Origin of the sequence: Streptomyces sp. NPDC051217, assembly GCF_044455465.1 — a bacterium.
Classification (GTDB): domain Bacteria; phylum Actinomycetota; class Actinomycetes; order Streptomycetales; family Streptomycetaceae; genus Streptomyces.
In genome coordinates, this window is the sequence record NZ_JBITEV010000004.1 from 137593 (window position 1) to 162760 (window position 25168).

Consider the following 25168-nt stretch of genomic DNA (forward strand, 5'->3'; position numbering starts at 1 on the left):
GCAGTGCCCCCCGAACAACCACCGCGCCGCCGGGTCCCCGGTCCCGCGCGCTCCGGGAGCGGCGCCCGCCCCCGGCCCGAATCGCGCTCCCCGCGGCGCCCCTCGCCGCGGCCCTCCGGGCGCCCGCGCCGTCCCGACCCGGACCGCCCGCGCCCCGAGGCCGCCTCCCGCGGCCCGCACCGCATCCGGCTCAGCAGCCACCGCCCCCGGCTGCGCCTGGTCAGCCTCGGGCTGACCCTCGTCATGCTGGTCTTCGTCGTCCGGCTGCTCCAGGTCCAGGCCGTCGACGCGAGCGCCTACACCGCCAAGGCCGAGAAGAACCGCTTCACGAGCGTCACGCTGGCCGCCGAACGCGGCGAGATCACCGACCGCGCCGGTGTCGCCCTCGCCACCAGCGTCGACGCGCACGACATCACGGCCGACCCCAAGATGTTCACCCCCGAGGACAGCAACGTCGCCGACGCCCCCGAGCAGGCGGCCGCGCTCCTCGCCCCGATCCTCGACAAGGAGCCCGAGACGCTCGCCAAGCAGCTCTCGGCCCCCAAGTCCCGCTTCACGGTGCTCGCCCACCGTCAGACCCCCCAGGTCTGGAACCAGATCAGCGACCTCAAGACCGTCCTCGCGGAGAAGGCCGACAAGGCGCGCTCCGCCAAGGGCGGCAAGGGCGACGAAGCACCGGCCAGCGTCCTCGCCGGAGTCTTCCAGGAGCCCAGCAGCAAGCGCGTGTACCCCAACGGGGACCTCGCCGCCGGGATACTGGGATACGTCAACGCCGCCGGCCACGGAGGCGGCGGCGTGGAGTCCATGCTCGACAAGAAGCTGTCCGGCCAGGACGGCGAGATCACCTACGCGCACTCCGGCGGCCGCCGCGTCCCCACGGCGGACTCCGAGGAGACCCCGGCCGTCCCCGGTACGGACATCGAGCTCACCATCGACCGGGACATCCAATGGGCCGCCCAGCGGGCCATCACCGACCAGGTCGAGGAGTCCGGGGCCGACCGCGGTTACGTGATAGTGCAGAACACCCGGACAGGCGAGGTGCTCGCCATGGCCAACGCCCCCGGCTTCGACCCCAACGACCTCTCGCAGGCCGACGGCGCCCGCATGGGCAACGCCGCGCTCCAGGACGCGTTCGAACCGGGCTCCACCAGCAAGGTCATGTCCATGGCCGCCGTGCTGGAGGAGAAGGCCGCCATCCCCGGCACCCATGTCACGGTGCCCAACCGGCTGCACCGCGGCGACCGCCTTTTCAAGGACGACATCGACCACCCCACGTGGTATCTGACGCTCAACGGCGTCCTCGCCAAGTCCAGCAACATCGGCACCATCCTCGCGACAGGACAGCTGGGCAAGACACAGCCCGAGGCCAATCAGGTCCTCCACTCCTACCTGCGCAAATTCGGCATCGGCAGCCCCACCGGCCTCGACTATCCCGGGGAGACCCAGGGCATCCTGGCCGACCCGAAGGACTGGTCGACCTCGCAGCAGTACACGATCCCCTTCGGCCAGGGACTGTCGGTGAACGCCATGCAGGCGGCCTCGGTCTACTCGACCATCGCCAACGGAGGCGTACGGATCGAGCCCACCCTGGTCCGCGGCACCCAGGGCCCCGACGGCCTCTTCACCCCCGCCGCCGCCCCCAAGAAGACCCGCGTCGTCAGCGAGGGGACCGCGAAGACGCTGGCCACCATGCTGGAGTCCGTCGTCGGCAACGAGGCCGGCACCGGCACCAAGGCCCGTATCCCCGGCTACCGCGTCGCGGGCAAGACGGGAACGGCCAACCGCGTCGATCCCGAGACCGGGCGCTACAAGGGCTACACCGCGTCCTTCGCGGGCTTCGCGCCCGCCGACGACCCGCAGATCACGGTCTACTGCGCCATCCAGAACCCGACCGAGGGCAGCTACTTCGGCGGCCAGATCTGCGGCCCCATCTACAAGGAGGTCATGGAGTTCGCTCTCAAGAGCCTCCAGGTCCCACCGACCGGCAAGACATCAGATCCGCTGCCGGTCGAGTTCAAACCCGGCGAGTGACCCAGGGAACACCCCAGTGACAACGATCACCCCCGACTCGGGGAACCAAGACGACCCGTCCGTCACCCCACCGGACGGCTCCGGCACCCGGTCCCCCACACTTGGCCCGGCGCCCGGTGAGCCCGGTACGCTCACCGCCGTGCCCCACGCAGATAACCACCGAACCGCCACAAAGGACGCGCCCGTGAATTATCCCGGAGCGCCCCGCCCGGACCATGTCCGGCCGACCTCACTCGTGGACCTGGCCGCCCGGCTGGGTGCCGAGCCCCCGGCGGACGGGGCGGCGACAGGCATCACCCACGACTCGCGAGCGGTACGTGACGGGGATGTGTACGCCGCCCTGCCCGGTGCGCGCTTCCACGGCGCCGACTTCTCGGCCCAGGCGGCCGACCTCGGCGCGGCGGCGATCCTGACCGACCCGGCGGGCGCCGAACGCGCCGCCGCGACCGGGCTCCCGGTGCTGGTGACCCCCGACCCGCGGGGCAGCATGGGTGAACTCGCCGCCGAGATCTACGGCCACCCGGGCGCCGGCCTGCTCCAGATCGGTATCACCGGCACGTCCGGCAAGACCACCACGGCCTACCTCGTCGAGGGCGGGCTGCGCGGCGCCGGACACCACACCGGGCTGATCGGCACCGTCGAGATGCGCATCGGCGACGAGCGCATCAAGTCCGAGCGCACCACCCCCGAGGCCACCGACCTCCAGGCGCTCCTCGCCGTCATGCGCGAGCGCGGTGTCGCCTCCGTGGCCATGGAGGTTTCCAGCCACGCGCTGGTCCTCGGCCGCGTCGACGGCTGCGTCTTCGACATCGCCGTCTTCAACAACCTCAGCCCGGAGCACATGGAGTTCCACTCCGGCATGGAGGACTACTTCCAGGCGAAGGCACGGCTGTTCACGCCCGAGCGCAGCCGGGTCGGCGTCGTCAACTACGACGACGAGTACGGGCGCAGGCTGGTCGACGAGGCGGGCGTGCCCATCACGACCTTCTCCGCCGAGGGCCACCCCGACGCCGACTGGCGTGCCGAGGACGTCGAGGTCGGCTCGCGCGGCAGCACGTTCACCGCCGTCAGCCCCAAGGGCGAGCGGATCCGCGCGGAGGCGCCGCTGCCCGGCCCCTTCAACGTGGCCAACACACTGGCCGCCGTCGTCACCCTCGCCGTGGCCGGAATCGACCCCCAGGTCGCCGCGGACGGCATCGCGAACGTGCCCGGCGTTCCCGGCCGGCTGGAGCGCGTCGACGCGGGCCAGCCGTACCTCGCGGTCGTCGACTACGCGCACAAGACGGACGCGGTCGAATCGGTCCTGCGCTCGCTGCGCAAGGTCACCCGGGGCAAGGTGCACGTCGTCCTCGGCTGCGGCGGCGACCGCGACCGGTCCAAGCGCCCCTCGATGGGCGCGGCAGCCGCCAGGCTCGCCGACACCGCCGTACTCACCTCGGACAACCCCCGCTCCGAGGACCCGCTGGCGATCCTCGCCGCGATGCTCGCGGGCGCCGCCGAGGTGCCCATCCACGAGCGCGGCGACGTCCTGGTCGACGCCGACCGCGCGGCGGCCATCGCGTCCGTGGTGTCCCGCGCGGGCGAGGGCGACACCGTCCTGATCGCCGGCAAGGGCCACGAGCAGGGCCAGGACATCGCCGGGGTCGTACGCGCCTTCGACGACCGCGAGGTGCTGCGCGAGGCCATCGAGCGCTCCTGCCGCGGCAGGAGCGAGAGCACCCACCAGGGATGAGTTCCCCGCCGGCCGCCCGGAGACCCCCACCGGGCCCCGCGCCCCGCCCTCGTCCCCATCCCTCACCCGCCCTCCAATTGCCGGACGGTCCCCGTGATCACCCTCTCCCTCGCCGAGATCGCCACCATCGTCGGCGGGCAGCCGCACGACATACCGGATCCGGACGTCCGCGTCACCGGGCCGGTCGTCATCGACTCCCGCCAGGTGGTGGACGGCAGTCTCTTCGTCGCCTTCGCCGGTGAGAACGTCGACGGCCACGACTACGCCCGCAAGGCCGTCGAGGCGGGCGCCGCCGCCGTCCTGGCCATCCGTCCCGTCGGTGTCCCCGCCATCGTCGTCGAGGACGTCGTCCAGGCCCTGGGCGCCCTCTCCCGCGCCGTCGTGAAGCGCACCGGCGCCACGACCGTCGCGCTCACCGGATCGTCGGGCAAGACCAGCACCAAGGACCTCATCGCACAGCTTCTGCGTCGGGCCGCCCCCACCGTCTGGCCCGACGGCAATCTCAACAACGAGATCGGACTCCCGCTCACCGCCCTGCGCGTCGCCGAGGACACCCGGTTCCTCGTCCTGGAGATGGGCGCGCGCTACATCGGTGACATCCGCTACCTCACCGGCCTCGTCCCACCGAGGATCGGCCTCGTGCTGAACGTCGGCACCGCCCACATCGGCGAGTTCGGCGGCCGCGAGCAGATCGCCGAGGCCAAGGGCGAGATGGTCGAGTCCCTGCCGCCCGCCGACGAGGGCGGCGTGGCCGTCCTGAACGCCGACGACCCCCTCGTACGCGCCATGGCCACCCGCACCAAGGCGCGCGTGCTGCTGTTCGGAGAGTCCGACGAAGCAGACGTACGGGCAGAGAACGTGCACGTCGACCCCCTTGGCAGGCCCTCCTTCCTCCTTCGAACACCCACCGGGTGCAGCGAGCTGACGCTGCGGCTGTACGGTGAGCATCACGTGTCGAACGCGCTCGCCGCGACCGCCGTCGCCCATGAGTTGGGCATGTCCGTCGACGAGATCGCCCTGGCGCTCTCCGAGGCGGAAACCCTCTCCCGTTGGCGTATGGAGGTCACCGAGCGCGCGGACGGCGTGACGATCGTCAACGACGCCTACAACGCGAACCCCGACTCCATGAGAGCAGCGCTCCGCGCGCTGGTCGCCATGGGCGGTGCCGCCAGGGAAACCGGCGGACGCACGTGGGCGGTGCTCGGCCCGATGGCCGAACTCGGTGACGAGGCGCTCGCCGAGCACGACGCGGTCGGACGGCTCGCCGTCCGGCTCAACGTCAGCAAGCTCGTCGCAGTCGGGGGCAGGGAAGCGTCCTGGCTGCAACTGGGCGCCTACAACGAGGGTTCGTGGGGTGAGGAGTCGGTGCACGTGTCCGACGCGCAGGCGGCGGTCGATCTGTTGCGCAGTGAACTGCGTTCGGGAGACGTCGTGCTGGTGAAGGCTTCCAGGTCGGCCGGACTGGAGCGGGTCGCCCAGGCACTGCTCGAGAACGCAGTCGAGGGTGAGGTCTCCGGCCGATGAGGCAGATCCTCTTCGCGGGAGCCATCGGGCTCTTCCTGACCCTGATCGGTACGCCGCTGCTGATCAAGCTGCTGGCCCGCAAGGGTTACGGCCAGTTCATCCGGGACGACGGCCCTCGCAGCCACGGCAGCAAGAAGGGCACGCCCACCATGGGCGGCATCGCCTTCATCCTCGCCACCCTGATCGCCTATGCCCTGGCGAAGGTGATCACCGGCGAGGACCCGACGTTCTCCGGTGTGCTGGTCCTGTTCCTGATGGCGGGAATGGGAGTGGTCGGCTTCCTCGACGACTACATCAAGATCGTCAAGCAGCGTTCGCTCGGTCTGCGGGCCAAGGCGAAGATGGCCGGACAACTGACCGTGGGCATCGCCTTCGCGGTGCTCTCGCTCCAGTTCGCCGACATCCGCGGCAACACCCCGGCCTCCACGAAGCTCTCGTTCGTCACGGACTTCGGCTGGTCCATCGGACCGGTGCTCTTCGTGGTCTGGGCGCTGTTCATGATTCTCGCGATGTCCAACGGCGTGAACCTGACGGACGGTCTGGACGGCCTGGCCACCGGCGCGTCGGTGATGGTCTTCGGCGCCTACACCTTCATCGGCCTCTGGCAGTTCCAGGAGTCCTGCGCCAACGCGCTGACCCTGACCAACCCCGACGCCTGTTTCGAGGTACGAGATCCGCTCGACCTCGCCGTCGTCGCCTCGGCCCTCATGGGCTCCTGCTTCGGCTTCCTGTGGTGGAACACCTCACCCGCCAAGATCTTCATGGGCGACACCGGCTCGCTCGCCCTGGGCGGCGCTCTCGCGGGCCTCGCCATCTGCTCCCGTACCGAACTCCTGATCGCCCTGCTCGGCGGCCTCTTCGCCCTCATCACCATGTCCGTGGTGATCCAGGTCGGTTCGTTCCGGCTGACCGGCAAGCGCGTCTTCAGGATGGCCCCGCTCCAGCACCACTTCGAACTCAAGGGGTGGTCCGAAGTCCTTGTCGTGGTCCGCTTCTGGATCATCCAGGGCATGTGCGTGATCGTCGGACTCGGACTCTTCTACGCGGGCTGGGCGGCCGACAAGTGAGCGACCGTCGGCCGACCGGAACGCCGGCCGGAGATCCGGCCGGCCTCCGGGCCCGGTGGCACGGCAAGCGGGTCACCGTCGCCGGCCTCGGGGTGTCCGGGATGCCCGCGGCCCGCACGCTGAAGGACCTGGGCGCGGTCGTCACGGTCGTCAACGACGGCGACGACGAGCGCGCCCGTACCCAGGCCGCCGAACTGACCGAGGCCGGCATCACCGTACGGCTCGGCGACGGCGCGACCCTCCCCGAGGGAACCGAACTCGTCGTCACCGCGCCCGGCTGGAAGCCCGACAAGCCCCTCTTCCTGGCCGCCGCGGAAGCCGGCGTACCCGTCTGGGGAGACGTCGAACTGGCCTGGCAGCTCAGGGGCCCGGACGCCGCCCCCTGGCTGGCCGTCACCGGCACCAACGGCAAGACCACCACCGTCCGGATGCTCGCCGCGATCCTCCGGGCGGCGGGCCTGCGCACCGAGGCCGTCGGCAACATCGGCGTCTCGCTGCTCGACGCGGTCCTGCCCGACGAGAACGGCCGTCAGAAGTACGACGTCCTCGCCGTCGAACTCTCCAGCTACCAGCTGCACTGGGCGCCGAGCCTGCGCGCCCACTCCGCCGCAGTCCTCAACATCGCGCCCGACCACCTCGACTGGCACGGCTCCATGGAGGCGTACACCGCCGACAAGGGCCGTGTCTACGAGGGCAACACCGTCGCCTGCGTCTACAACGCCGCCGACAAGGTGACCGAGGACCTGGTCCGCGAGGCCGACGTCGAGGAGGGCTGCCGCGCGATCGGCTTCACCCTCGGCGCCCCCGGCCCCTCCCAACTCGGCGTCGTGGAAGGTCTCCTGGTCGACCGCGCCTTCGTGGAGAACCGGGCGGCACAGGCCCAGGAGCTCGCCGAGGTCGGGGACGTCAACCCGCCCGCCCCGCACAACATCGCCAACGCCCTCGCGGCGGCGGCCCTCGCCCGCGCGTACGGCGTCGCACCCGGCGCCGTACGCGACGGACTGCGCGCCTTCCGCCCGGACCCGCACCGTATCGAGCATGTCGCGGATGTCACCGGCGTCAGCTACGTCGACGACTCCAAGGCCACCAACACCCATGCCGCCGAAGCCTCACTGGCGGCCTACGACCCGATCGTCTGGATCGCCGGCGGACTCGCCAAGGGCGCGTCCTTCGACGAGCTGGTCGAGAAGTCGGCGAAGCGGCTGCGCGGCGTGGTACTCATCGGCCGCGACCGTGCGCTGATCGGCGAAGCCCTCGCGCGACACGCCCCCGAAGTCCCGGTCGTGGACCTCGAACAGACGGACACTGGGGCGATGCTGGCCGCGGTCCGTGCGGCGGCGCGCCTCGCGAAGACCGGGGACACCGTCCTGATGGCCCCGGCCTGTGCCTCGATGGACATGTTCGTCAACTACAACAAGCGGGGCGAGGCGTTCGCGGACGCGGTCCGCGCACTCGCCGCCGAGCACGCCTGACCGACCGGCCGACAGCCCGGCGAGCGCGAGCCGTGAGGGCCCCACCGGCCGGTCCGGTCGTGCCGCGCACGACTGGAGGGGACAGCGAAGATGCCGGCCGACGACACCGCGGGGCGACACCCGCGTCCCGCGCGTCCTTCGGGACGCGGACGGTTCCCCGCCGCCGTACAGCCCCTCGCCCTGCCAGGAGTGCCCGCCGGCGCCGTCACGGGGCCCGCGGGCCCGCCGGCACCGCCCGGCCTCGCCCTGCGCGGCCGGGCCCCCGGAGCGGCCGTACGGCGCGCTCCCGCCGTCCGCGGCGGGTCCGCCGGACCCGGCAGCCGAGGGCCCCGCCCGCCGCGCGGCAACAAGGTGCGGCGGCTGTACGAGCAGGCCCGCCGCACCTGGGACCGGCCGCTCACCGCGTACTACCTGATCCTCGGCGCCAGCATGCTGCTCACCGTGCTCGGTCTGGTGATGGTCTACAGCGCCTCGATGATCAAGGCGCTGGAGCTCTCGCTGCCCGGCTCGTATTTCTTCCGCAAACAGTTCCTGGCGGCCGTCATCGGCGCCGGGCTGATGCTGCTCGCCTCCCGGATGCCCGGCAAACTGCACCGCGCGCTCTCCTACCCGCTGCTCGTGGGCGCCGTCTTCCTGATGGTCCTCGTGCAGGTCCCGGGGATAGGGCACGCGGTCAACGGCAACCAGAACTGGATCTATCTCGGCGGCCCCTTCCAGCTCCAGCCCAGCGAGTTCGGCAAGCTGGCGCTGATCCTGTGGGGCGCCGATCTGCTCGCCCGCAAACAGGACAAGCGGCTGCTGACCCAGTGGAAGCATCTGCTGGTGCCGCTCGTCCCGGTCGCCTTCATGCTGCTCGGTCTGATCATGCTCGGCGGCGACATGGGCACCGCCATCATCCTCACCGCGATCCTCTTCGGACTGCTGTGGCTCGCGGGGGCGCCCACCCGGCTCTTCGGCGGCGTGCTCGCCATCGCCTGCGCCCTCGGCCTCATCCTCATCAAGACCAGCCCCAACCGGATGTCCCGGCTCGCCTGCATCGGCGCCACGGACCCCGGTCCCGGTGACCAGTGCTGGCAGGCCGTGCACGGCATCTACGCGCTGGCCTCCGGCGGATGGTTCGGTTCCGGGCTCGGCGCGAGTGTGGAAAAATGGGGTCAACTCCCGGAACCTCACACGGACTTCATCTTCGCCATCACCGGGGAGGAACTGGGGCTGGCGGGGACGCTGTCGGTACTCGCCCTCTTCGCGGCTCTAGGCTATGCGGGTATCCGCGTGGCCGGACGCACGGAGGACCCCTTCGTGAGGTACGCGGCGGGAGGTGTGACCACGTGGATCACGGCGCAGGCCGTGGTCAACGTGGGCGCGGTGCTCGGTCTGCTGCCGATCGCCGGAGTCCCGCTCCCGCTGTTCTCCTACGGAGGTTCAGCCCTGCTGCCGACCATGTTCGCTGTCGGGCTGCTGATCGCGTTCGCGCGAGAGGATCCCGCCGCGAAAGCGGCCCTGGCCATGCGAAGGCCCGGCGTGAGATGGAAGACGATGAGACGGCGCGTCAAAAAGCGTCCGTCCGGAGAGCGGTGAATTTCGGTGCATGTCGTACTCGCCGGTGGGGGGACCGCCGGCCACATCGAGCCCGCGCTCGCCCTCGCGGACGCCCTGCGGAGGCAGGACCCCACCGTGGGGATCACGGCCCTCGGTACGGAGCGCGGACTCGAAACCAGGCTGGTACCCGAGCGGGGGTACGAACTGGCCCTCATCCCCGCCGTCCCGCTGCCGCGCAAACCCACCCCTGAACTGATCACCGTCCCGGGCCGGCTCCGCGGAACGATCAAGGCCGCCGAGCAGATCCTGGAGCGTACGAAGGCGGACTGTGTCGTCGGCTTCGGCGGCTACGTCGCGCTGCCCGGCTATCTCGCCGCCAAGCGGCTCGGGGTGCCGATCGTCGTGCACGAGGCCAACGCCCGCCCCGGCCTCGCCAACAAGATCGGTTCGCGGTACGCGGCGGCCGTCGCCGTCTCCACCCCGGACAGCAAGCTGCGCGGCGCCCGCTACATCGGCATCCCGCTGCGCCGTACGATCGCCACCCTCGACCGGGCGCGGGTGCGTCCCGAGGCGCGCGCCGCCTTCGGGCTCGACCCCAACCTGCCCACGCTGCTGGTCTCCGGAGGCTCGCAGGGCGCCCGCAGGCTCAACGAGGTGGTCCAGCAGGCGGCGCCGTTCCTCCAGCGCTCCGGGATCCAGATCCTGCACGCGGTCGGACCGAAGAACGAAATGCCGCGCGTCGACAACATGCCGGGAATGCCGCCCTATGTCCCGGTACCGTATGTGGACCGGATGGATCTCGCCTACGCCGCGGCGGACATGATGCTCTGCCGCGCCGGCGCGATGACCGTCGCCGAACTCTCCGCCGTCGGGCTCCCGGCCGCCTACGTACCGCTGCCCGTCGGCAACGGTGAACAGCGGCTCAACGCCCAGCCGGTGGTGAAGTCGGGCGGCGGACTGCTGGTCGACGACGCCGAACTGACGCCCGAATGGGTCCAGGGCAATGTGCTGCCGGTGCTGTCCGACCCGCACCGGCTGTACGAGATGTCCCGCGCGGCCGCCGAGTTCGGCCGCAGGGACGCGGACGAGCTGCTCGTCGGCATGGTGTACGAGGCGGTCGCAGCGCGCCGTCAGGCATAGGGAGGCAGGGCCAGTGGCCGGACCGACGACCGCCGAGCGTGAAGCGGAACGCACCGAGTCGGAATCCGGCCGCCCCCGTCCGGGGCGGCCCCGGGGCCGTAGATTCCGGCTTCCCGGCCGCCGTTTTCTGCTTCTTCTTACTTCTTTGATCGTGCTCACCGGCGGGGGAATCTGGTTGCTTTACGGTTCCTCCTGGCTGCGGGTCGAGCAGGTGAGGACTTCGGGACTTGAGGTGCTGAAGCCCGCCGAGGTGGAAGCCGCGGCGGCAGTTCCGTTCGACACCCCCCTGATTTCCGTCGACACCGAAGCGATTGAGCGTCGACTTCGGCAGAAGCTGCCGCGTATCGACTCGGTGGATGTCGAACGGTCATGGCCGAACGGCATCGGTCTGAAAGTGACGGAGCGAAAGCCCGCGCTGCTTATCGAAAAGGGCGCAAAGTTCATCGAAGTGGACGCGAAGGGCGTTCGTTTCGCTACCGTCGAGAAGGCTCCGAAGGGCGTACCGCTGCTGGAATTGACGGTGGATCAGTCCCCGAGTGTGCGACGCTTCACGGCCACTCGTCTGATGTCCGAAGCGGTACGTGTCTGGGACGAACTCCCCGGCAAAGTCGCCGACGCCACCAGCGTGGTGAAGGTGCGTTCGTACGACTCGATCTCCCTGGAGTTGACCGGCGGGCGCACCGTGATGTGGGGGAGCGGCGAGGACGGCGGCGCGAAGGCGCGGGCTCTCACCGCTCTCATGAAAGCAGTTCCCGACGCGACGCACTTCGATGTGAGTGCGCCCACCGCCCCTTCCGTATCAGGGAGTTGACGCGTATATGTGCTGACCAGCACCCTGGTTGGTCAGCCCTGTGCGTGATCACATAGGGTGAAAAGAAAAACGGGAGGTTCGGCGTGTTCGTTGAACGTGCGCCACGTGTCGACTTAGTGTCCTGTTCGGAAGAGTCCAAGAAGCAGACACACTGGTAACCCTAAACTTCAAGGTTAGGGTTCGGGTCGGCGTCCGGACCGTCCCATCGGCATCAGTCCCCGCCTCGCGACAACAGCGAAGCGGCGACACGTAACTCGAGGCGAGAGGCCTTCGACGTGGCAGCACCGCAGAACTACCTCGCAGTCATCAAGGTCATCGGTGTCGGCGGCGGTGGTGTCAATGCCATCAACCGAATGATCGAGGTCGGCCTCAAGGGCGTCGAGTTCATCGCGATCAACACCGACGCACAAGCCCTGTTGATGAGCGACGCCGACGTCAAGCTCGACGTCGGCCGTGAACTCACCCGCGGTCTCGGCGCCGGGGCGAACCCGGCAGTCGGCCGCAAGGCGGCAGAGGACCACCGAGAGGAGATCGAGGAGGTCCTCAAGGGGGCCGACATGGTCTTCGTCACCGCCGGCGAAGGCGGTGGAACCGGTACCGGAGGCGCTCCCGTCGTCGCCAACATCGCCCGCTCGCTCGGCGCCCTCACGATCGGCGTCGTCACCCGGCCCTTCACCTTCGAGGGCCGTCGGCGCGCGAACCAGGCGGAGGACGGCATCGCCGAACTCCGCGAAGAGGTCGACACCCTCATCGTCATCCCCAACGACCGCCTGCTGTCCATCTCGGACCGTCAGGTCAGCGTTCTGGACGCGTTCAAGTCCGCGGACCAGGTGCTGCTCTCGGGTGTCCAGGGCATCACCGACCTCATCACCACGCCGGGACTGATCAACCTCGACTTCGCCGACGTCAAGTCCGTGATGTCCGAGGCCGGATCGGCCCTCATGGGCATCGGTTCCGCGCGCGGCGACGACCGCGCGGTGGCCGCCGCGGAGATGGCGATCTCCTCGCCGCTCCTCGAAGCGTCCATCGACGGCGCACGTGGCGTGCTGCTCTCCATCTCCGGCGGTTCCGACCTCGGTCTCTTCGAGATCAACGAGGCGGCGCAACTGGTCAGTGAGGCCGCGCACCCCGAGGCCAACATCATCTTCGGCGCTGTCATCGACGACGCCCTCGGTGACGAGGTGCGGGTCACCGTGATCGCGGCCGGCTTCGACGGCGGACAGCCGCCGACCCGCCGCGAGACCGGACTCACCTCGGCCAAGCGGGACGACCAGCCGTCCTACCGCTCCTCCGCCCCGGAGCCCGATTCCGGCCGCCCCTCCAGCGGGCTCGGCACAGTCCCCTCGCGCGAGGAGGCGCCCGCCCCCGAGCAGGCGCCGGTGGCCAACGAGAAGCCCCTGCCGCCTGTTTCGCCGCCGCACGTCCCGCCGGCCCGTCCGTACCAGGACACCCAGGCCGAAGAGCTGGATGTTCCGGACTTCTTGAAGTGATAGTCCAGCACAACGCGTTGAGCTCGACCGGCGGCGCCCATTTCGCCTTCACCGACAGGTGGGGCGGGGTGAGCGCCGCTCCGTACGAGCGGCTCAACCTCGGCGGCGCGGTCGGCGACGACCCCGCCGCCGTACGCGCCAACAGGACCGCCGCCGCCGAGTCCCTCGGGCTCGACCCGGCGCGGGTCGTGTGGATGAACCAGGTGCACGGCCGCGATGTCGCCCTGGTCGAAGGGCCCTGGGAGCCGGGCGAGTCGGGCGTGGTCCCGGCGGTCGACGCCGTGGTCACCACGAGCCGGGGGCTCGCACTCGCCGTACTCACCGCCGACTGTGTCCCGGTCCTGCTGGCCGACCCGGTGGCCTCGGTCGCCGCCGCCGCGCACGCCGGACGCCCCGGAATGGTCGCGGGAGTCGTCGCGGCCGCCGTCGAGGCGATGGTCGCGCGGGGCGCCGACCCCTCCCGTATCACCGCCCGGACCGGACCCGCCGTCTGCGGACGCTGCTACGAGGTACCCGAAGCCATGCGGGCCGAAGTCGCCGAAGCCGTACCGGAGTCCTGGGCCGAGACCAGCTGGGGCACCCCCGCCGTCGACGTCATCGCCGGGGTGCACGCGCAACTCGCCGCACTCGGGGTCGAGGACCGGCACCGCTCGGAGATCTGCACCCTCGAATCGGCCGACCATTTCTCGTACCGCCGCGACCGCACCACCGGACGGCTCGCCGGATATGTCTGGCTGGGGGCGTCATGACCGATCGCGCGACCGAACTCGCCGAAAATCTTCACAAGGTGGAGAACCGTATCTCCACCGCGTGCGCCGCGGCCGGGCGGAACCGGGACGAAGTGACCCTGATCGTCGTCACCAAGACCTATCCCGCGAGCGATGTCCGGCTGCTTCACGGACTGGGCGTACGGCACGTCGCCGAGAACCGGGACCAGGACGCGGCACCCAAGGCCGCCGCGTGCGCGGATCTGTCCTTGACATGGCACTTCGTGGGTCAGTTGCAGACCAACAAAGTCCGTTCCGTGGTCGGTTACGCCGACATCGTGCAGTCGGTCGACCGGCTCAAACTCGTCAGGGCGCTGTCCGCCGCCGCGGTGCGCGCGGACCGTGAGATCGGCGCGCTGATCCAGGTCGCGCTCGACGCCGACTCGGGCGCGCGAGGCGAGCGGGGAGGCGTCGCGCCGGACGGAATCGGGGAGTTGGCGGCGGCCGTCGCCGAGGCTCCGGGACTGCGGCTGGACGGTCTCATGACCGTGGCGCCACTCGCCGGACCGTACGCCGGTCGCCAACAGGCGGCGTTCGAGCGCCTGCTGGAATTGTCATCCCTGCTGCGCGCGGACCATCCTGCTGCGAACATGGTGTCAGCAGGGATGAGTGCGGACCTCGAAGCAGCCGTTTCGGCCGGAGCGACACATGTGCGCGTCGGTACGGCGGTACTCGGAGTCCGCCCCCGGCTCGGGTAACGTCGCGAAGCAAGTCGGACCACAGCAGAAAATATGGTCATTTCCGCCGAAAGGTGGACAGACCGCGTGGATCGAGGGCACTTGGTGACGAGGCCGATCCACCACAGAGCGGAGGACTCAGAGCATGGCCGGCGCGATGCGCAAGATGGCGGTCTACCTCGGCCTCGTGGAGGACGATGGGTACGACGGCCGGGGTTTCGACCCCGATGACGACTTCGAACCCGAGCCCGAACCCGAGCGTGAACACCGGCGCCACCAGCCGGTGCACCAGGTCGAACGGGACGAACCAGTACGAGTGGTGCAGCCGCCTCCGCAGCGTGAACGGGAGCGTCAGCCGGTGCCGGTAGCGGCAGAAAGCGGACGTCCTGCCCGAATCGCCCCCGTGGCATCCATCACACCTGAACGCCCCAGCCTGGAGAAGAACGCACCAGTGATCATGCCCAAGGTCGTCTCCGAACGAGAGCCCTACCGCATCACCACACTGCACCCGCGGACCTACAACGAGGCCCGTACCATCGGGGAACACTTCCGCGAGGGGACCCCGGTGATCATGAATCTGACCGAGATGGACGACACCGATGCGAAGAGACTTGTCGACTTTGCCGCGGGACTTGTCTTCGGTCTCCATGGCAGCATTGAGCGCGTGACGCAGAAGGTGTTCCTGTTGTCGCCTGCTAACGTCGATGTCACGGCGGAGGACAAGGCCCGTATCGCAGAGGGCGGGTTCTTCAACCAGAGCTGAGATTCGACACCGGGAACGACCCGGCCACGAGGCCGGACCAGAGAGCCAGGGGAGAGGGAAGCGCGGGATGAGCGTTGCGCTACAGGTGGTCTACATCGCGCTGGTGTGCTTCCTCATCGTGCTGATCTTCCGGCTGGTCATGGATTACGTCTTCCAATTCGCCCGCTCATGGCAGCCCGGCAAGGCGATGGTGGTCGTTCTGGAGGCCACCTACACTGTCACCGATCCACCGCTCAAGCTTCTGCGGCGGTTCATCCCGCCGTTGCGTCTCGGGGGCGTGGCACTCGACCTGTCCTTCTTCGTTCTGATGATCATCGTGTACATCCTGATCTCGGTCGTCAGCGGCCTTGCGAGGGGCATGTGAACGATACGGTCTTGCCGACTGCCGACGACTACGTAGAGGTGAAGAAGAGATGCCGTTGACCCCCGAGGACGTGCGGAACAAGCAGTTCACGACCGTCCGCCTCCGAGAAGGCTATGACGAGGACGAGGTCGATGCCTTCCTAGACGAGGTCGAGGCCGAACTGACGCGCCTGCTTCGTGAGAACGAGGATCTGCGCGCCAAGCTCGCCGCCGCGACGCGTGCCGCCGCGCAGAACCAGCAGCAGCAACAGCAGCAGGGGATGCGTAAGCCGCCGGAGCAGCAGGAGCGGCCCGGTGCGCCCGTCCCCGCCGCCATATCCGGACCGCCGGTACAGCAGCAGCAGCCCCCGCAGATGGGCCAGCCCCAACTGCCCGGTGGGCCCCCGCAGCTTCCCGCCGGCCCCGGCGGACACGGCCCCGGCCCGGGTGGACACCCCGGTCACGGTCCCGGCCCGCAGGGTCAGCACGGTCCCGGTCCCATGCAGGGCGGCCCCATGCAGGGGCAGATGCAGGGCGGTCCGATGCAGGGCCAGATGCAAGGGCAGATGCAGGGCGGTCCCATGGGTGGACCGATGGGCGGACCCATGGGTCACGGCCCGGGTCCCGGCCAGGGCGGCCCCGGCGGCGACAGCGCCGCGCGTGTGCTCTCGCTGGCGCAGCAGACCGCCGACCAGGCGATCGCCGAAGCCCGTTCCGAGGCCAACAAGATCGTCGGCGAGGCGCGCAGCCGTGCCGAGGGTCTGGAGCGGGACGCCCGTGCCAAGGCGGACGCCCTTGAGCGGGACGCGCAGGAGAAGCACCGCGTGGCGATGGGCTCCCTGGAGTCCGCGCGCGCGACGCTGGAGCGCAAGGTCGAGGACCTGCGTGGCTTCGAGCGCGAGTACCGGACCCGGCTGAAGTCCTACCTGGAGAGCCAGCTGCGTCAGTTGGAGACCCAGGCCGACGACTCGCTGGCCCCGCCGCGTACGCCGGCCGCGGCCTCGCTGCCGCCGTCGCCGTCCATGGCACAGGCCGGTGCGGGCGCGATGGGTCACACCATGGGTGGCAACCCGTCCATGGGCGGCGGGCACGGCCCCTCGTCGGGCGGACCGTCGTACGGGAACCAGCAGCAGATGTCCCCGGCGATGACCCAGCCGATGGCACCGGTACGGCCGCAGGCGCCGCAGCCCATGCAGCCGATGCAGCAGGCGCCGTCGCCGATGCGTGGGTTCCTGATCGACGAGGACGACAACTGACGGGCGTTGGGCGCGGTCGTCGCGCACAGCCGTCGGCAGGCTGAAGGGCCGGGCCCGGGGTATCACACCCCGGGCCCGGCCCTTTTCGCGTGGGCGAGGGGCGGGGCGCTGCGCGCGCTCTCCCCCACCCCGCCCCTCCCGAAACCGGTGGCCCGCCCCCGGACCCCCGGCGGGCCGGGGTTGTCCGCCGCTGCGCGGCGGGGCGTTCGGCCTGGCAGCCGGGGTCGCGCCTCCGGCCCCCGTCGCCTTCGGCCCTGGTGGGCCGGGGCCAAGGGCTGCGGTTTTGGACCTTCGCCCCGGCGGGTCGGTCCGCTTGTTTGGCGCTGTGCCGGCCGGTGGCCCGGGGCAGGCCCCGGTCCTACGGGGTCCGGGGGCCCCGCCCCCGGTTTCGGGAAGGGGCGGGGTGGGGGAGAACAAGCCCCCGGGGTCAGGCCTTGCGGAGGTGGAACGTCAGGGACAGGCCCTCGTCCGTGAACGGGGGGCCGAAGCTCGCGTCCGGGGCCGCCGGGGTGAAGTCCACGGCCAGGACCTCGTCCGAGATCAGCGACGCGTGCGTCGACAACGCCGTGCGGGTCTCCTCCGTCGTCGTGGACCAGCGGACGGCGATACGGTCCGCGACGTCCAGGCCGCTGTTCTTGCGGGCCTCCTGGATCAGGCGGATCGCGTCGCGGGCCAGGCCCGCCAGGCGGAGTTCCGGAGTGATCTCCAGGTCCAGCGCCACCGTCGCGCCCGAGTCGGACGCCACCGACCAGCCCTCGCGAGGCGTCTCCGTGATGATCACCTCGTCCGGCGCCAGCGAGAGAGGTTCGCCGTCGACCGTGACCGACGCCGTCCCGTCGCGCAGCGCCGCGGACAGCGCCGCCGCGTCCGCGTCGGCGACCGCCTTCGCCACCGCCTGGACGCCCTTGCCGAACCGCTTGCCCAGCGCCCGGAAGTTCGCCTTCGCCGTCGTGTCGACCAGCGATCCGCCGACTTCCGAAAGCGAAGCCAGCGAGGAGACGTTCAGCTCGTCGGTGATCTGCGCCCGCAGCTCGGGCGACAGGGTCTCGAAGCCCGCCGCCGCGACCAGCGCGCGGGACAGCGGCTGGCGCGTCTTCACGCCCGACTCCGCCCGCGTCGCGCGGCCCAGCTCCACCAGCCGCCGTACCAGCGCCATCTGGCGGGACAGCGCGGGGTCGACCGCCGACAGGTCCGCCTCCGGCCAGGACGACAGGTGCACCGACTCCGGTGCCTCGGGCGTGACCGGGACGACCAGGTCCTGCCAGACCCGCTCGGTGATGAACGGGGTGAGCGGCGCCATCAGCCGGGTCACCGTCTCCACGACCTCGTGCAGCGTGCGCAGAGCCGACTTGTCGCCCTGCCAGAAGCGGCGGCGTGAGCGGCGTACGTACCAGTTGGACAGGTCGTCGACGAACGCGGACAGCAGTTTGCCGACGCGCTGGGTGTCGTACGCGTCCATCGCCTTCGTGCTCTGGTCCACCAGCGCGTGCAGTTCGCTCAGCAGCCAGCGGTCCAGTACGGGCCGCTCGGCCGGCGCCGGGTCGGCCTCGGACGGGGCCCAGCCGGACGTGCGGGCGTACAGCGCCTGGAAGGCGACCGTGTTCCAGTACGTCAGCAGCGTCTTGCGGACGACCTCCTGGATCGTCGTGTCACCGACCCGCCGCGCCGCCCACGGCGAACCGCCCGCCGCCATGAACCACCGCACGGCGTCCGCGCCGTGCTTGTCCATGAGCGGGATCGGCTCCAGGGTGTTGCCCAGGTGCTTGGACATCTTCCGGCCGTCCTCGGCGAGGATGTGCCCGAGGCAGACCACGTTCTCGTAACTCGACTTGTCGAAGACGAGGGTGCCCACGGCCATCAGCGTGTAGAACCAGCCGCGCGTCTGGTCGATGGCCTCCGAGATGAACTGCGCCGGGTAGCGCTTCTCGAAGAGGTCCTTGTTCCGGTGCGGATACCCCCACTGCGCGAACGGCATCGAACCGGAGTCGTACCAGGCGTCGATGACCTCGGGAACGCGCGTCGCGGTCTCGCCGCAGGTCGGGCAGGGGAAGGTCACCGCGTCGATGAACGGACGGTGCGGGTCGAGCGACGACTGGTCCTCGCCGCTCAGCTCGGTCAGCTCCGCGCGCGAGCCCACGCAGGTGAGGTGCCCCTCCTCGCAGTGCCAGACGGGCAGTGGTGTGCCCCAGTACCGGTTGCGGGACAGGGACCAGTCGACGTTGTTGTTCAGCCAGTCGCCGTAGCGGCCGTGCTTGACCGAGTCCGGGAACCAGTTGGTCTTCTCGTTCTCCTCAAGGAGGCGGTCCTTGACGGCGGTTGTACGGATGTACCAGGACGGCTGCGCGTAGTAGAGCAGGGCCGTGTGGCAGCGCCAGCAGTGCGGATAGCTGTGCTCGTACGGCACATGCCGGAACAGCACCCCGCGCGCGTCCAGGTCGGCGGTCAGCGCTTCGTCCGCCTTCTTGAAGAAGACGCCGCCGACCAGCGGTACGTCCGGCTCGAACGTGCCGTCGGTACGGACCGGGTTCACCACCGGCAGGCCGTACGCCTTGCAGACCACCAGGTCGTCCGCGCCGAACGCGGGGGACTGGTGAACCAGACCCGTACCGTCCTCCGTCGTCACGTACTCCGCGTTGACGACGTAGTGCGCCTCCGTGCCCTCGGGGAAGTCGATGAGGGAGAACGGACGCTCGTACGTCCACCGCTCCATCTCACGGCCGGTGAACCGCTCACCGGTCAGCTCCCAGCCCTCCTCGCCGAGCGCCTTCTCCACCAGCGGCTCGGCGACGACGAGCTTCTCGGTGCCGTTCGTCGCGACGACGTACGCGACATCGGGGTGCGCGGCGACCGCGGTGTTGGACACCAGCGTCCAGGGTGTGGTCGTCCAGACGAGCAGCGCCGCCTCGCCCGCGAGCGGGCCGGAGGTCAGCGGGAAGCGGACGAAGACGGACGGGTCGACGATCGTCTCGTAGCCCTGAGCCAGCTCGTGGTCCGACAGGCTCGTCTGGTCGCGCGGGCACCAGGGGGCGACGCGGTGGTCCTGGACGAGCAGGCCCTTGTTGAAGATCTCCTTCAGCGACCACCAGACGGACTCGATGTACTCCGGGTTCATCGTCTGGTACGCGTCGTCCAGGTCGACCCAGTAACCCATGCGGGTCGTCAGCTCGGCGAAGGCGTCCGTGTGCCGGGTCACGGACTCGCGGCACTTGTCGTTGAACGCGGCGATGCCGTACTTCTCGATGTCCTGCTTGCCGGTGAAGCCCAGCTCCTTCTCGACGGCGATCTCCACGGGCAGGCCGTGACAGTCCCAGCCGGCCTTGCGCGCGACGTGGTAGCCGCGCATCGTACGGAAGCGAGGGAAGACGTCCTTGAAGACGCGGGCCTCGATGTGGTGCGCGCCGGGCATGCCGTTCGCCGTCGGCGGGCCTTCGTAGAAGACCCACTCGGGGCGGCCCTCGGACCGCTCCAGGCTCTTGTCGAAGACCTTGTTCTCGCGCCAGAAGGCGAGCACGGCGTGCTCAAGCGCGGGCAGGTCGACCTGGCCGGGCACCTGGCTGTACTGCGGTGGCGTCATGGACGAAACTCCTCCAACGGAACTGCGGCATCTCCGTCGGAGGGACGAGAGCCTCCGGCTCCCGCGGTACCACCCTCCTTGGCCCCGGGCGTCGCCGCCCTCGGCCCCCTCATTGGGGTCGCGCTGCCGGGTCTACGGCCCCGCGTCCTGCCAGGGCTTTCTTCCGGCGGCTCCGGGGTGATGCTTCACTCCGCGCTCTGCCCCCGGGCTCGCACCGTCCCCGGGTCGCTCATGGCCGCTCTCGGAGCTACTCGTCCCCATCCACGCCTCTCGCTCGGCCCATTGTACGGGCCCGGGACGGGCGTGGCGGACCGTTTTCCGGGGCCGCGCACGGCCCGCGACGGCGGTCCCCGGGGCGCGAGCGCGGCCCGTGTGGCGTACGGCCCTGAGCCTGACCCGAATGGACCGGCGGGGCTCATGGACTTCTCCGTGCGGTCCGTGCGGCGGATTACCCGGCGGGGAGCTGGGCACAACCGATGGAGGCTCGCCTTGTCACCGGCGGAGGCGGGTCTCACCGGCGGCGTGCCCCGTTGCCGCGTGGCTGGTGTCGATTTATCGTCCCAGCACGACTCGCGTGCAAGATCACAAAATGTGAAGGGGCCGCGGCCATGGTGGCGAAAAAGACCGCCGCGAAGAGGACAGCGGCCCAAAAGGCCGCTGACAAGAAGACGTCGGCGACGAAGGCACCGGAGCGAGAGACACCGGCGACGCACGCACCGGACGCGGAGGAGACCGTCGCGTCCGAGCCGGAGCACCAGGCACCTGCGAAGAAGACCGCGGCCAGGAAGACGGCGCCTCCTAAGAAGGCCGCCGCCAAGAAGGCCGCGAAAAAGGCCGCGTCCGCGGCCGAGGGGGCGGCCGAGGCCGCGGAACAGACGGGAGCCAAGACGGTGGCAGCGAAGAAGACAGCGGGCAAGGGATCGGCGGCGGCCCCGGGCGGCACGGCGACCGCGGTGCCCCCGGCGCATGGCACCACAGCGGCCGGGGAACTCCCCGTACGGCCAGGCGAGGACCCGTGGACGGAGCAGGAGGTCGCCGAGGCGCGGGCCGGTCTGGAGAGCGAGGCGGCCCGGCTGAACGCCGAGATCTCCTCGTCCGAGCAGGCACTCGCCGGTCTGATGCGGGACTCCGGCGACGGCGCGGGGGACGACGACGCCGACACCGGCACCAAGAACATCACCCGCGAGCACGAGATGGCCCTCGCCGCGAACGCGCGCGAGATGGTGGAGCAGACGGAGCGGGCGCTGCTGCGACTCGACGCCGGTACGTACGGTCTCTGCGAGGTCTGCGGCAAGCCGATCGGCAAGGCCAGGATGCAGGCGTTCCCGCGGGCCACGCTGTGTGTCGAGGACAAGCAGAAGCAGGAACGGCGCGGCTGAGACCGTACGTGGGTGCCGTACCCTCGACCCTAATCGGGATCTAACTTGAGGGACTCACGTGGCAGAGGCGGAGCGCGTCATCGGGACGCCGGATGTTGACGACGAGGGCGCGGCTCCCGCCGAGCCGGTCAGGGGACAGCGCAAGATCGTCGCGCTCTTCTCCGTGGCACTGGTCGCCTATCTGCTCGACCTCGGTAGCAAGATGCTCGTGGTGGCGAAGCTGGAACATCACGATCCGATCAGTGTCGTCGGTGATCTGCTGAAGTTCGAGGCGGTGCGCAACGCGGGCGCCGCCTTCGGTATCGGCGAGGCGTACACCGTCTTCTTCACGTTCGTCGCGGCGACCGTGATCGTGGTGATCGCGCGGCTGGCCCGCAAGCTCTACAGCGGGCCGTGGGCCGTCGCGCTCGGTCTGCTGCTCGGCGGGGCGCTCGGCAATCTCACCGACCGGATCTTCCGGGAGCCCGGAGTGTTCAAGGGTGCCGTCGTGGACTTCATCGCGCCGGCGAACTTCGCGGTGTTCAATCTCGCCGACTCCGCGATCGTCTGCGGCGGCTTCCTGATCGTGATCCTCTCCTTCCGCGGGCTCGACCCCGACGGGACCGTCCACCGCGACTGAGGCCGGGACCGGCAACACCGGGACCGCAACACCGCGACGGAGGCTCCGTTCCGGGGCCGGGGAGGCCGTCCGTGGGAGGCCGGGCCGTGCGGGCAAGGCATACTCGACGGGTGAGCACCGTTCCCGATATCCGCACCCTGCCCGTTCCCGACGGCCTTGAGGGCGAGCGTGTCGACGCCGCCATCGCCCGCATGTTCGGTTTTTCCCGTACGAAGGCGGCCGAGCTGGCCGCCGCCGGCAAGGTGCAGGTCGACGGCGCTGTGGTCGCCAAGTCCGAACGGGTCCGTGGCGGCGCGTGGCTCGAGGTGGAGATGCCCGCGCCCGCCGCCCCGGTGCGGGTGGTGGCCGAACCGGTCGAGGGCATGGAGATCGTGTACGACGACGACGACATCGTCGTGGTCGTCAAGCCGGTCGGTGTGGCCGCGCACCCGAGCCCCGGCTGGACGGGTACGACCGTCATCGGCGGGCTCGCCGCCGCCGGATACCGCGTCTCGACGTCCGGCGCCGCCGAGCGGCAGGGCGTCGTGCACCGCCTGGACGTCGGCACCTCCGGGCTGATGGCCGTGGCCAAGTCGGAGCGCGCCTACACCTCGCTCAAGGGGCAGTTCAAGGAGCGGATCGTCGACAAGCGCTACCACGCGCTGGTGCAGGGACATCCGGACCCGATGAGCGGCACCATCGACGCCCCGATCGGGCGGCACCCCAACCACGACTACAAGTTCGCCGTGACCGCCGAGGGCAAGCCGTCCGTCACGCACTACGACCTGATCGAGGCCTTCCGGTCCGCCTCGCTGCTGGACATCAAGCTGGAGACGGGCCGCACGCACCAGATCCGGGTGCACATGGCGGCCCACCGTCACCCGTGCGCGGGCGACCTGACGTACGGCGCCGACCCGACGCTGGCCAAGCGGCTGGGGCTGACCCGGCAGTGGCTGCACGCGATGAAGCTGGGCTTCGAGCACCCGTCGGACGGCCGGTGGGTGGAGTTCGAGAGCACCTACCCGGACGATCTGCGGAGCGCGCTGGACAAGGTCCGCGCCGAAAGCAACGTATGACCCCGGGGGAGACCGCGGCTCCGGCCGGAGCCGGTGCGGGCCTCGACGGTCTGGCGTACGAGATCCGGTCCGCGACGGGCGCGGCCGACCGCGAGGCGTGTCTCGTGGTCCGCGGACGGGTGTTCGTCGCGGAGCAACAGGTGCCCGAGGACCTGGAGTTCGACTCCCACGACTCCCTGGACGCCGCCGCCGCGCATGTGCTCGCGGTGCGGGACGACGGGCTGCCGCTCGGTACGGCGAGGCTGCTGCACGGGCCGGAGGCGGCGGACCTGACCGACGGTGATCCGGCGGTCGGCTCGCTCGGCCGGCTCGCGGTGGTGAAGGAGGCGCGCGGCCTCAGGGTCGGTGTCGCGCTGGTGAGGGCCGTGGAGGACCTGGCGCGGGAGCGCGGGCTGCGCGTGGTGGATCTGCACGCGCAGACGCATGCGCTGGGGTTCTACGAGCGGCTGGGCTACGAGGCGTACGGCCCGGAGTACGAGTCCGTGGGGATCCCGCACCGAGGGATGCGGCGCGTGGTGTAGCTGGGCCTGGGGGCAGTGAGGTGATCCTGGGTGATCTCTGGTGGTCAATCGTTAGGAAACTTTCCCAACACTCTTGACGGTGATTGGAAACAACCTTAACTTTCACTCACTTGCTGTCATGCCTCTGACAGTTGATCTCCCGTCACGGACCCCACCCGAAGGGAGCACCACCCCCATGCCCCAGCACATCGCCTCCGGCGCGAACCGCGCCTCCCGTATCCGAGGACGGCGCGGCCGAAAGGCACTCCTCGCCGTTTCCGCGCTCGGCATCGTCACCGCCATGCTGTCGCCCATGAGGGCAGGCGCCGCCACCACGACCACGGGCACCGCCCCCGCGTCCGCCGCCGGCGTCGCCTCTCCCATCAGCGACAACGGACAGCTCAAGGTCTGCGGCAACCGCCTCTGCAACAGCCAGGGCCAGGCCGTCCAACTGCGCGGAATGAGCACGCACGGCACCCAGTGGTACTCCCAGTGCGTCACCGACGGCTCGCTCGACGTCCTCGCGAACGAGTGGCGGGCCGATGTGCTGCGCGTCTCCACGTACGTACAGGAGGGCGGCTACGAGACCGACCCGCAGCGTTTCACCTCCCTCGCCCAGAAGTTCGTGGACGGCGCCAACAGGCGCGGGATGTACGCGGTCATCGACTGGCACATGCTCAGCCCCGGTGATCCCAACTTCAACCTGGAGCGGGCGAAGACCTTCTTCACCGCCATGGCGAAGAAGTACAAGGACAGCCCCGGCGTCCTCTACGAGATCGCCAACGAGCCGTCCGACGTGAGCTGGGCGACCGTCAAGTCGTACGCCGAGAAGATCATTCCGGTCATCCGGGCGCAGGACCCCGACGCCGTCGTCCTCGTCGGCACGCGCGCCTGGTCCTCGTTCGGCGTCTCCGACGGGGCCGACGAGAAGGAGGTCGTGAACAACCCCGTCAACGCCTCCAACATCATGTACACGTTCCACTTCTACGCCGCGTCGCACCGGGACGAGTACCTGGCGGCCCTCGACCGGGCGTCGGACCGACTGCCCGTCTTCGTCACCGAGTTCGGCACCCAGAACTACGCGGGCGAGGGCGCGAACGACTTCGGCCAGTCACAGCGCTTCCTCGACCTGATGAAGCGGAAGAACATCTCCTGGACCAACTGGAACTACTCCGACGACAACCGCTCCGGGGCCGTCTTCAAGACGGGTTCGTGCAACGCCGGCACCTTCTCGGGCACCGGCGTGCTCAAGGAGGCCGGAGTCTGGATCCGCGACCGGATCCGCGAGTAGCGGTAGCGGCGCGTTCGTTACGGCGGTGACGGCGCCCGGTGCGAGGTCCTGGCGGCGCGCGGCGAACCCGGCGCGAATCCGGAAGAGGCGGACCGGGTGCTCAGATACCTGGACGTACGCAGCTTTCGGTGAGGCCGAC

Annotated in this window: 20 protein-coding genes; 19 read left to right on the forward strand and 1 reads right to left on the reverse strand. The window is 70.1% G+C overall.

The window, feature by feature from the left end:
* Positions 1–3 precede the first annotated feature (3 nt).
* The 14 genes from ACIBBB_RS11950 (at position 4) to ACIBBB_RS12015 (ending at position 16611) form a co-directional block, all read left to right on the forward strand.
* A complete protein-coding gene (locus ACIBBB_RS11950; protein ID WP_398980906.1) occupies positions 4–2031 on the forward strand; it encodes a peptidoglycan D,D-transpeptidase FtsI family protein in 2028 nt (675 codons plus the stop codon).
* A 184-nt stretch (positions 2032–2215) separates the two neighbouring features.
* Complete coding sequence (locus ACIBBB_RS11955) at positions 2216–3763, forward strand: UDP-N-acetylmuramoyl-L-alanyl-D-glutamate--2,6-diaminopimelate ligase (protein WP_398980907.1); 1548 nt, start codon at positions 2216–2218, stop codon at positions 3761–3763.
* Between the two features lie 93 nt (positions 3764–3856).
* Positions 3857–5287: a UDP-N-acetylmuramoyl-tripeptide--D-alanyl-D-alanine ligase gene (gene murF / locus ACIBBB_RS11960; protein WP_398980908.1), complete on the forward strand. Its 1431-nt coding sequence runs from the start codon at positions 3857–3859 to the stop codon at positions 5285–5287.
* Entirely contained in the window at positions 5284–6354 is a 1071-nt protein-coding gene (gene mraY / locus ACIBBB_RS11965) for a phospho-N-acetylmuramoyl-pentapeptide-transferase (protein WP_398980909.1), read from the forward strand. Before murF ends, mraY begins: the two co-directional genes overlap by 4 nt.
* Positions 6355–6455: 101 nt before the next feature.
* Positions 6456–7826 (forward strand): UDP-N-acetylmuramoyl-L-alanine--D-glutamate ligase, encoded by a 1371-nt coding sequence (murD, locus tag ACIBBB_RS11970; RefSeq protein WP_398980910.1) that lies wholly within the window; start codon positions 6456–6458, stop codon positions 7824–7826.
* Positions 7827–7916: 90 nt separating this feature from the next.
* Positions 7917–9404 carry a putative lipid II flippase FtsW gene (gene ftsW, locus ACIBBB_RS11975; protein ID WP_398980911.1) on the forward strand — a complete coding sequence of 496 codons (1488 nt, stop codon included), beginning with the start codon at positions 7917–7919 and terminating at the stop codon, positions 9402–9404.
* A 6-nt stretch (positions 9405–9410) separates the two neighbouring features.
* Positions 9411–10505 (forward strand): undecaprenyldiphospho-muramoylpentapeptide beta-N-acetylglucosaminyltransferase, encoded by a 1095-nt coding sequence (gene murG / locus ACIBBB_RS11980; protein WP_398980912.1) that lies wholly within the window; start codon positions 9411–9413, stop codon positions 10503–10505.
* Positions 10506–10518: 13 nt separating this feature from the next.
* Positions 10519–11316 (forward strand): cell division protein FtsQ/DivIB, encoded by a 798-nt coding sequence (locus ACIBBB_RS11985; RefSeq protein ID WP_398980914.1) that lies wholly within the window; start codon positions 10519–10521, stop codon positions 11314–11316.
* A gap of 275 nt (positions 11317–11591) precedes the next feature.
* Positions 11592–12806, forward strand: coding sequence for a cell division protein FtsZ (ftsZ, locus tag ACIBBB_RS11990; RefSeq protein ID WP_398980916.1), 1215 nt, complete (start codon positions 11592–11594; stop codon positions 12804–12806).
* A complete protein-coding gene (pgeF, locus tag ACIBBB_RS11995) occupies positions 12803–13555 on the forward strand; it encodes a peptidoglycan editing factor PgeF (RefSeq protein ID WP_398980917.1) in 753 nt (250 codons plus the stop codon). Before ftsZ ends, pgeF begins: the two co-directional genes overlap by 4 nt.
* Positions 13552–14271, forward strand: coding sequence for a YggS family pyridoxal phosphate-dependent enzyme (locus ACIBBB_RS12000; RefSeq protein ID WP_398980918.1), 720 nt, complete (start codon positions 13552–13554; stop codon positions 14269–14271). Before pgeF ends, ACIBBB_RS12000 begins: the two co-directional genes overlap by 4 nt.
* A 124-nt stretch (positions 14272–14395) precedes the next feature.
* Complete coding sequence (locus ACIBBB_RS12005; RefSeq protein ID WP_031231917.1) at positions 14396–15013, forward strand: cell division protein SepF; 618 nt, start codon at positions 14396–14398, stop codon at positions 15011–15013.
* Between the two features lie 67 nt (positions 15014–15080).
* Positions 15081–15377, forward strand: a complete 297-nt coding sequence (locus ACIBBB_RS12010) for a YggT family protein (protein ID WP_189107884.1) — start codon at positions 15081–15083, stop codon at positions 15375–15377.
* Between the two features lie 49 nt (positions 15378–15426).
* Positions 15427–16611, forward strand: coding sequence for a DivIVA domain-containing protein (locus ACIBBB_RS12015; RefSeq protein ID WP_398980919.1), 1185 nt, complete (start codon positions 15427–15429; stop codon positions 16609–16611).
* A 427-nt stretch (positions 16612–17038) separates the two neighbouring features.
* Here ACIBBB_RS12015 and ileS read toward each other — a convergent pair whose 3' ends face one another.
* Positions 17039–20185, reverse strand: a complete 3147-nt coding sequence (gene ileS, locus ACIBBB_RS12020) for an isoleucine--tRNA ligase (RefSeq protein ID WP_398980920.1) — start codon at positions 20183–20185, stop codon at positions 17039–17041.
* 608 nt (positions 20186–20793) lie between these two features.
* On the opposite strand from ileS, the gene ACIBBB_RS12025 reads away from it, so the two are divergent.
* The 5 genes from ACIBBB_RS12025 to ACIBBB_RS12045 all read left to right on the forward strand — a co-directional run bounded on the left by ACIBBB_RS12025 (position 20794) and on the right by ACIBBB_RS12045 (position 25029).
* Positions 20794–21564 carry a TraR/DksA C4-type zinc finger protein gene (locus tag ACIBBB_RS12025; protein WP_398980921.1) on the forward strand — a complete coding sequence of 257 codons (771 nt, stop codon included), beginning with the start codon at positions 20794–20796 and terminating at the stop codon, positions 21562–21564.
* Between the two features lie 58 nt (positions 21565–21622).
* Positions 21623–22183 carry a signal peptidase II gene (gene lspA, locus ACIBBB_RS12030; RefSeq protein WP_398980922.1) on the forward strand — a complete coding sequence of 187 codons (561 nt, stop codon included), beginning with the start codon at positions 21623–21625 and terminating at the stop codon, positions 22181–22183.
* 110 nt (positions 22184–22293) lie between these two features.
* Positions 22294–23238 carry an RluA family pseudouridine synthase gene (locus tag ACIBBB_RS12035; RefSeq protein ID WP_398980923.1) on the forward strand — a complete coding sequence of 315 codons (945 nt, stop codon included), beginning with the start codon at positions 22294–22296 and terminating at the stop codon, positions 23236–23238.
* Positions 23235–23759 carry a GNAT family N-acetyltransferase gene (locus ACIBBB_RS12040; RefSeq protein ID WP_398980924.1) on the forward strand — a complete coding sequence of 175 codons (525 nt, stop codon included), beginning with the start codon at positions 23235–23237 and terminating at the stop codon, positions 23757–23759. Before ACIBBB_RS12035 ends, ACIBBB_RS12040 begins: the two co-directional genes overlap by 4 nt.
* 280 nt (positions 23760–24039) lie before the next feature.
* Positions 24040–25029, forward strand: coding sequence for a glycoside hydrolase family 5 protein (locus tag ACIBBB_RS12045; RefSeq protein WP_398981303.1), 990 nt, complete (start codon positions 24040–24042; stop codon positions 25027–25029).
* Positions 25030–25168: the final 139 nt, after the last annotated feature.

Excerpts from the sequence above, each read along its gene's own strand:
- mraY (WP_398980909.1), top strand. The coding sequence starts at position 5,284 with ATGAGGCAGATCCTCTTCGCGGGAGCCATCGGGCTCTTCCTGACCCTG.
- murD (WP_398980910.1), top strand. The coding sequence starts at position 6,456 with ATGCCCGCGGCCCGCACGCTGAAGGACCTGGGCGCGGTCGTCACGGTC.
- ftsW (WP_398980911.1), top strand. The coding sequence starts at position 7,917 with ATGCCGGCCGACGACACCGCGGGGCGACACCCGCGTCCCGCGCGTCCT.
- ACIBBB_RS12000 (WP_398980918.1), top strand. The coding sequence starts at position 13,552 with ATGACCGATCGCGCGACCGAACTCGCCGAAAATCTTCACAAGGTGGAG.
- ACIBBB_RS12005 (WP_031231917.1), top strand. The coding sequence starts at position 14,396 with ATGGCCGGCGCGATGCGCAAGATGGCGGTCTACCTCGGCCTCGTGGAG.
- ACIBBB_RS12010 (WP_189107884.1), top strand. The coding sequence starts at position 15,081 with ATGAGCGTTGCGCTACAGGTGGTCTACATCGCGCTGGTGTGCTTCCTC.
- ACIBBB_RS12015 (WP_398980919.1), top strand. The coding sequence starts at position 15,427 with ATGCCGTTGACCCCCGAGGACGTGCGGAACAAGCAGTTCACGACCGTC.
- ileS (WP_398980920.1), bottom strand. The coding sequence starts at position 20,185 with ATGACGCCACCGCAGTACAGCCAGGTGCCCGGCCAGGTCGACCTGCCC.
- ACIBBB_RS12025 (WP_398980921.1), top strand. The coding sequence starts at position 20,794 with ATGGTGGCGAAAAAGACCGCCGCGAAGAGGACAGCGGCCCAAAAGGCC.
- ACIBBB_RS12040 (WP_398980924.1), top strand. The coding sequence starts at position 23,235 with ATGACCCCGGGGGAGACCGCGGCTCCGGCCGGAGCCGGTGCGGGCCTC.
- ACIBBB_RS12045 (WP_398981303.1), top strand. The coding sequence starts at position 24,040 with ATGCTGTCGCCCATGAGGGCAGGCGCCGCCACCACGACCACGGGCACC.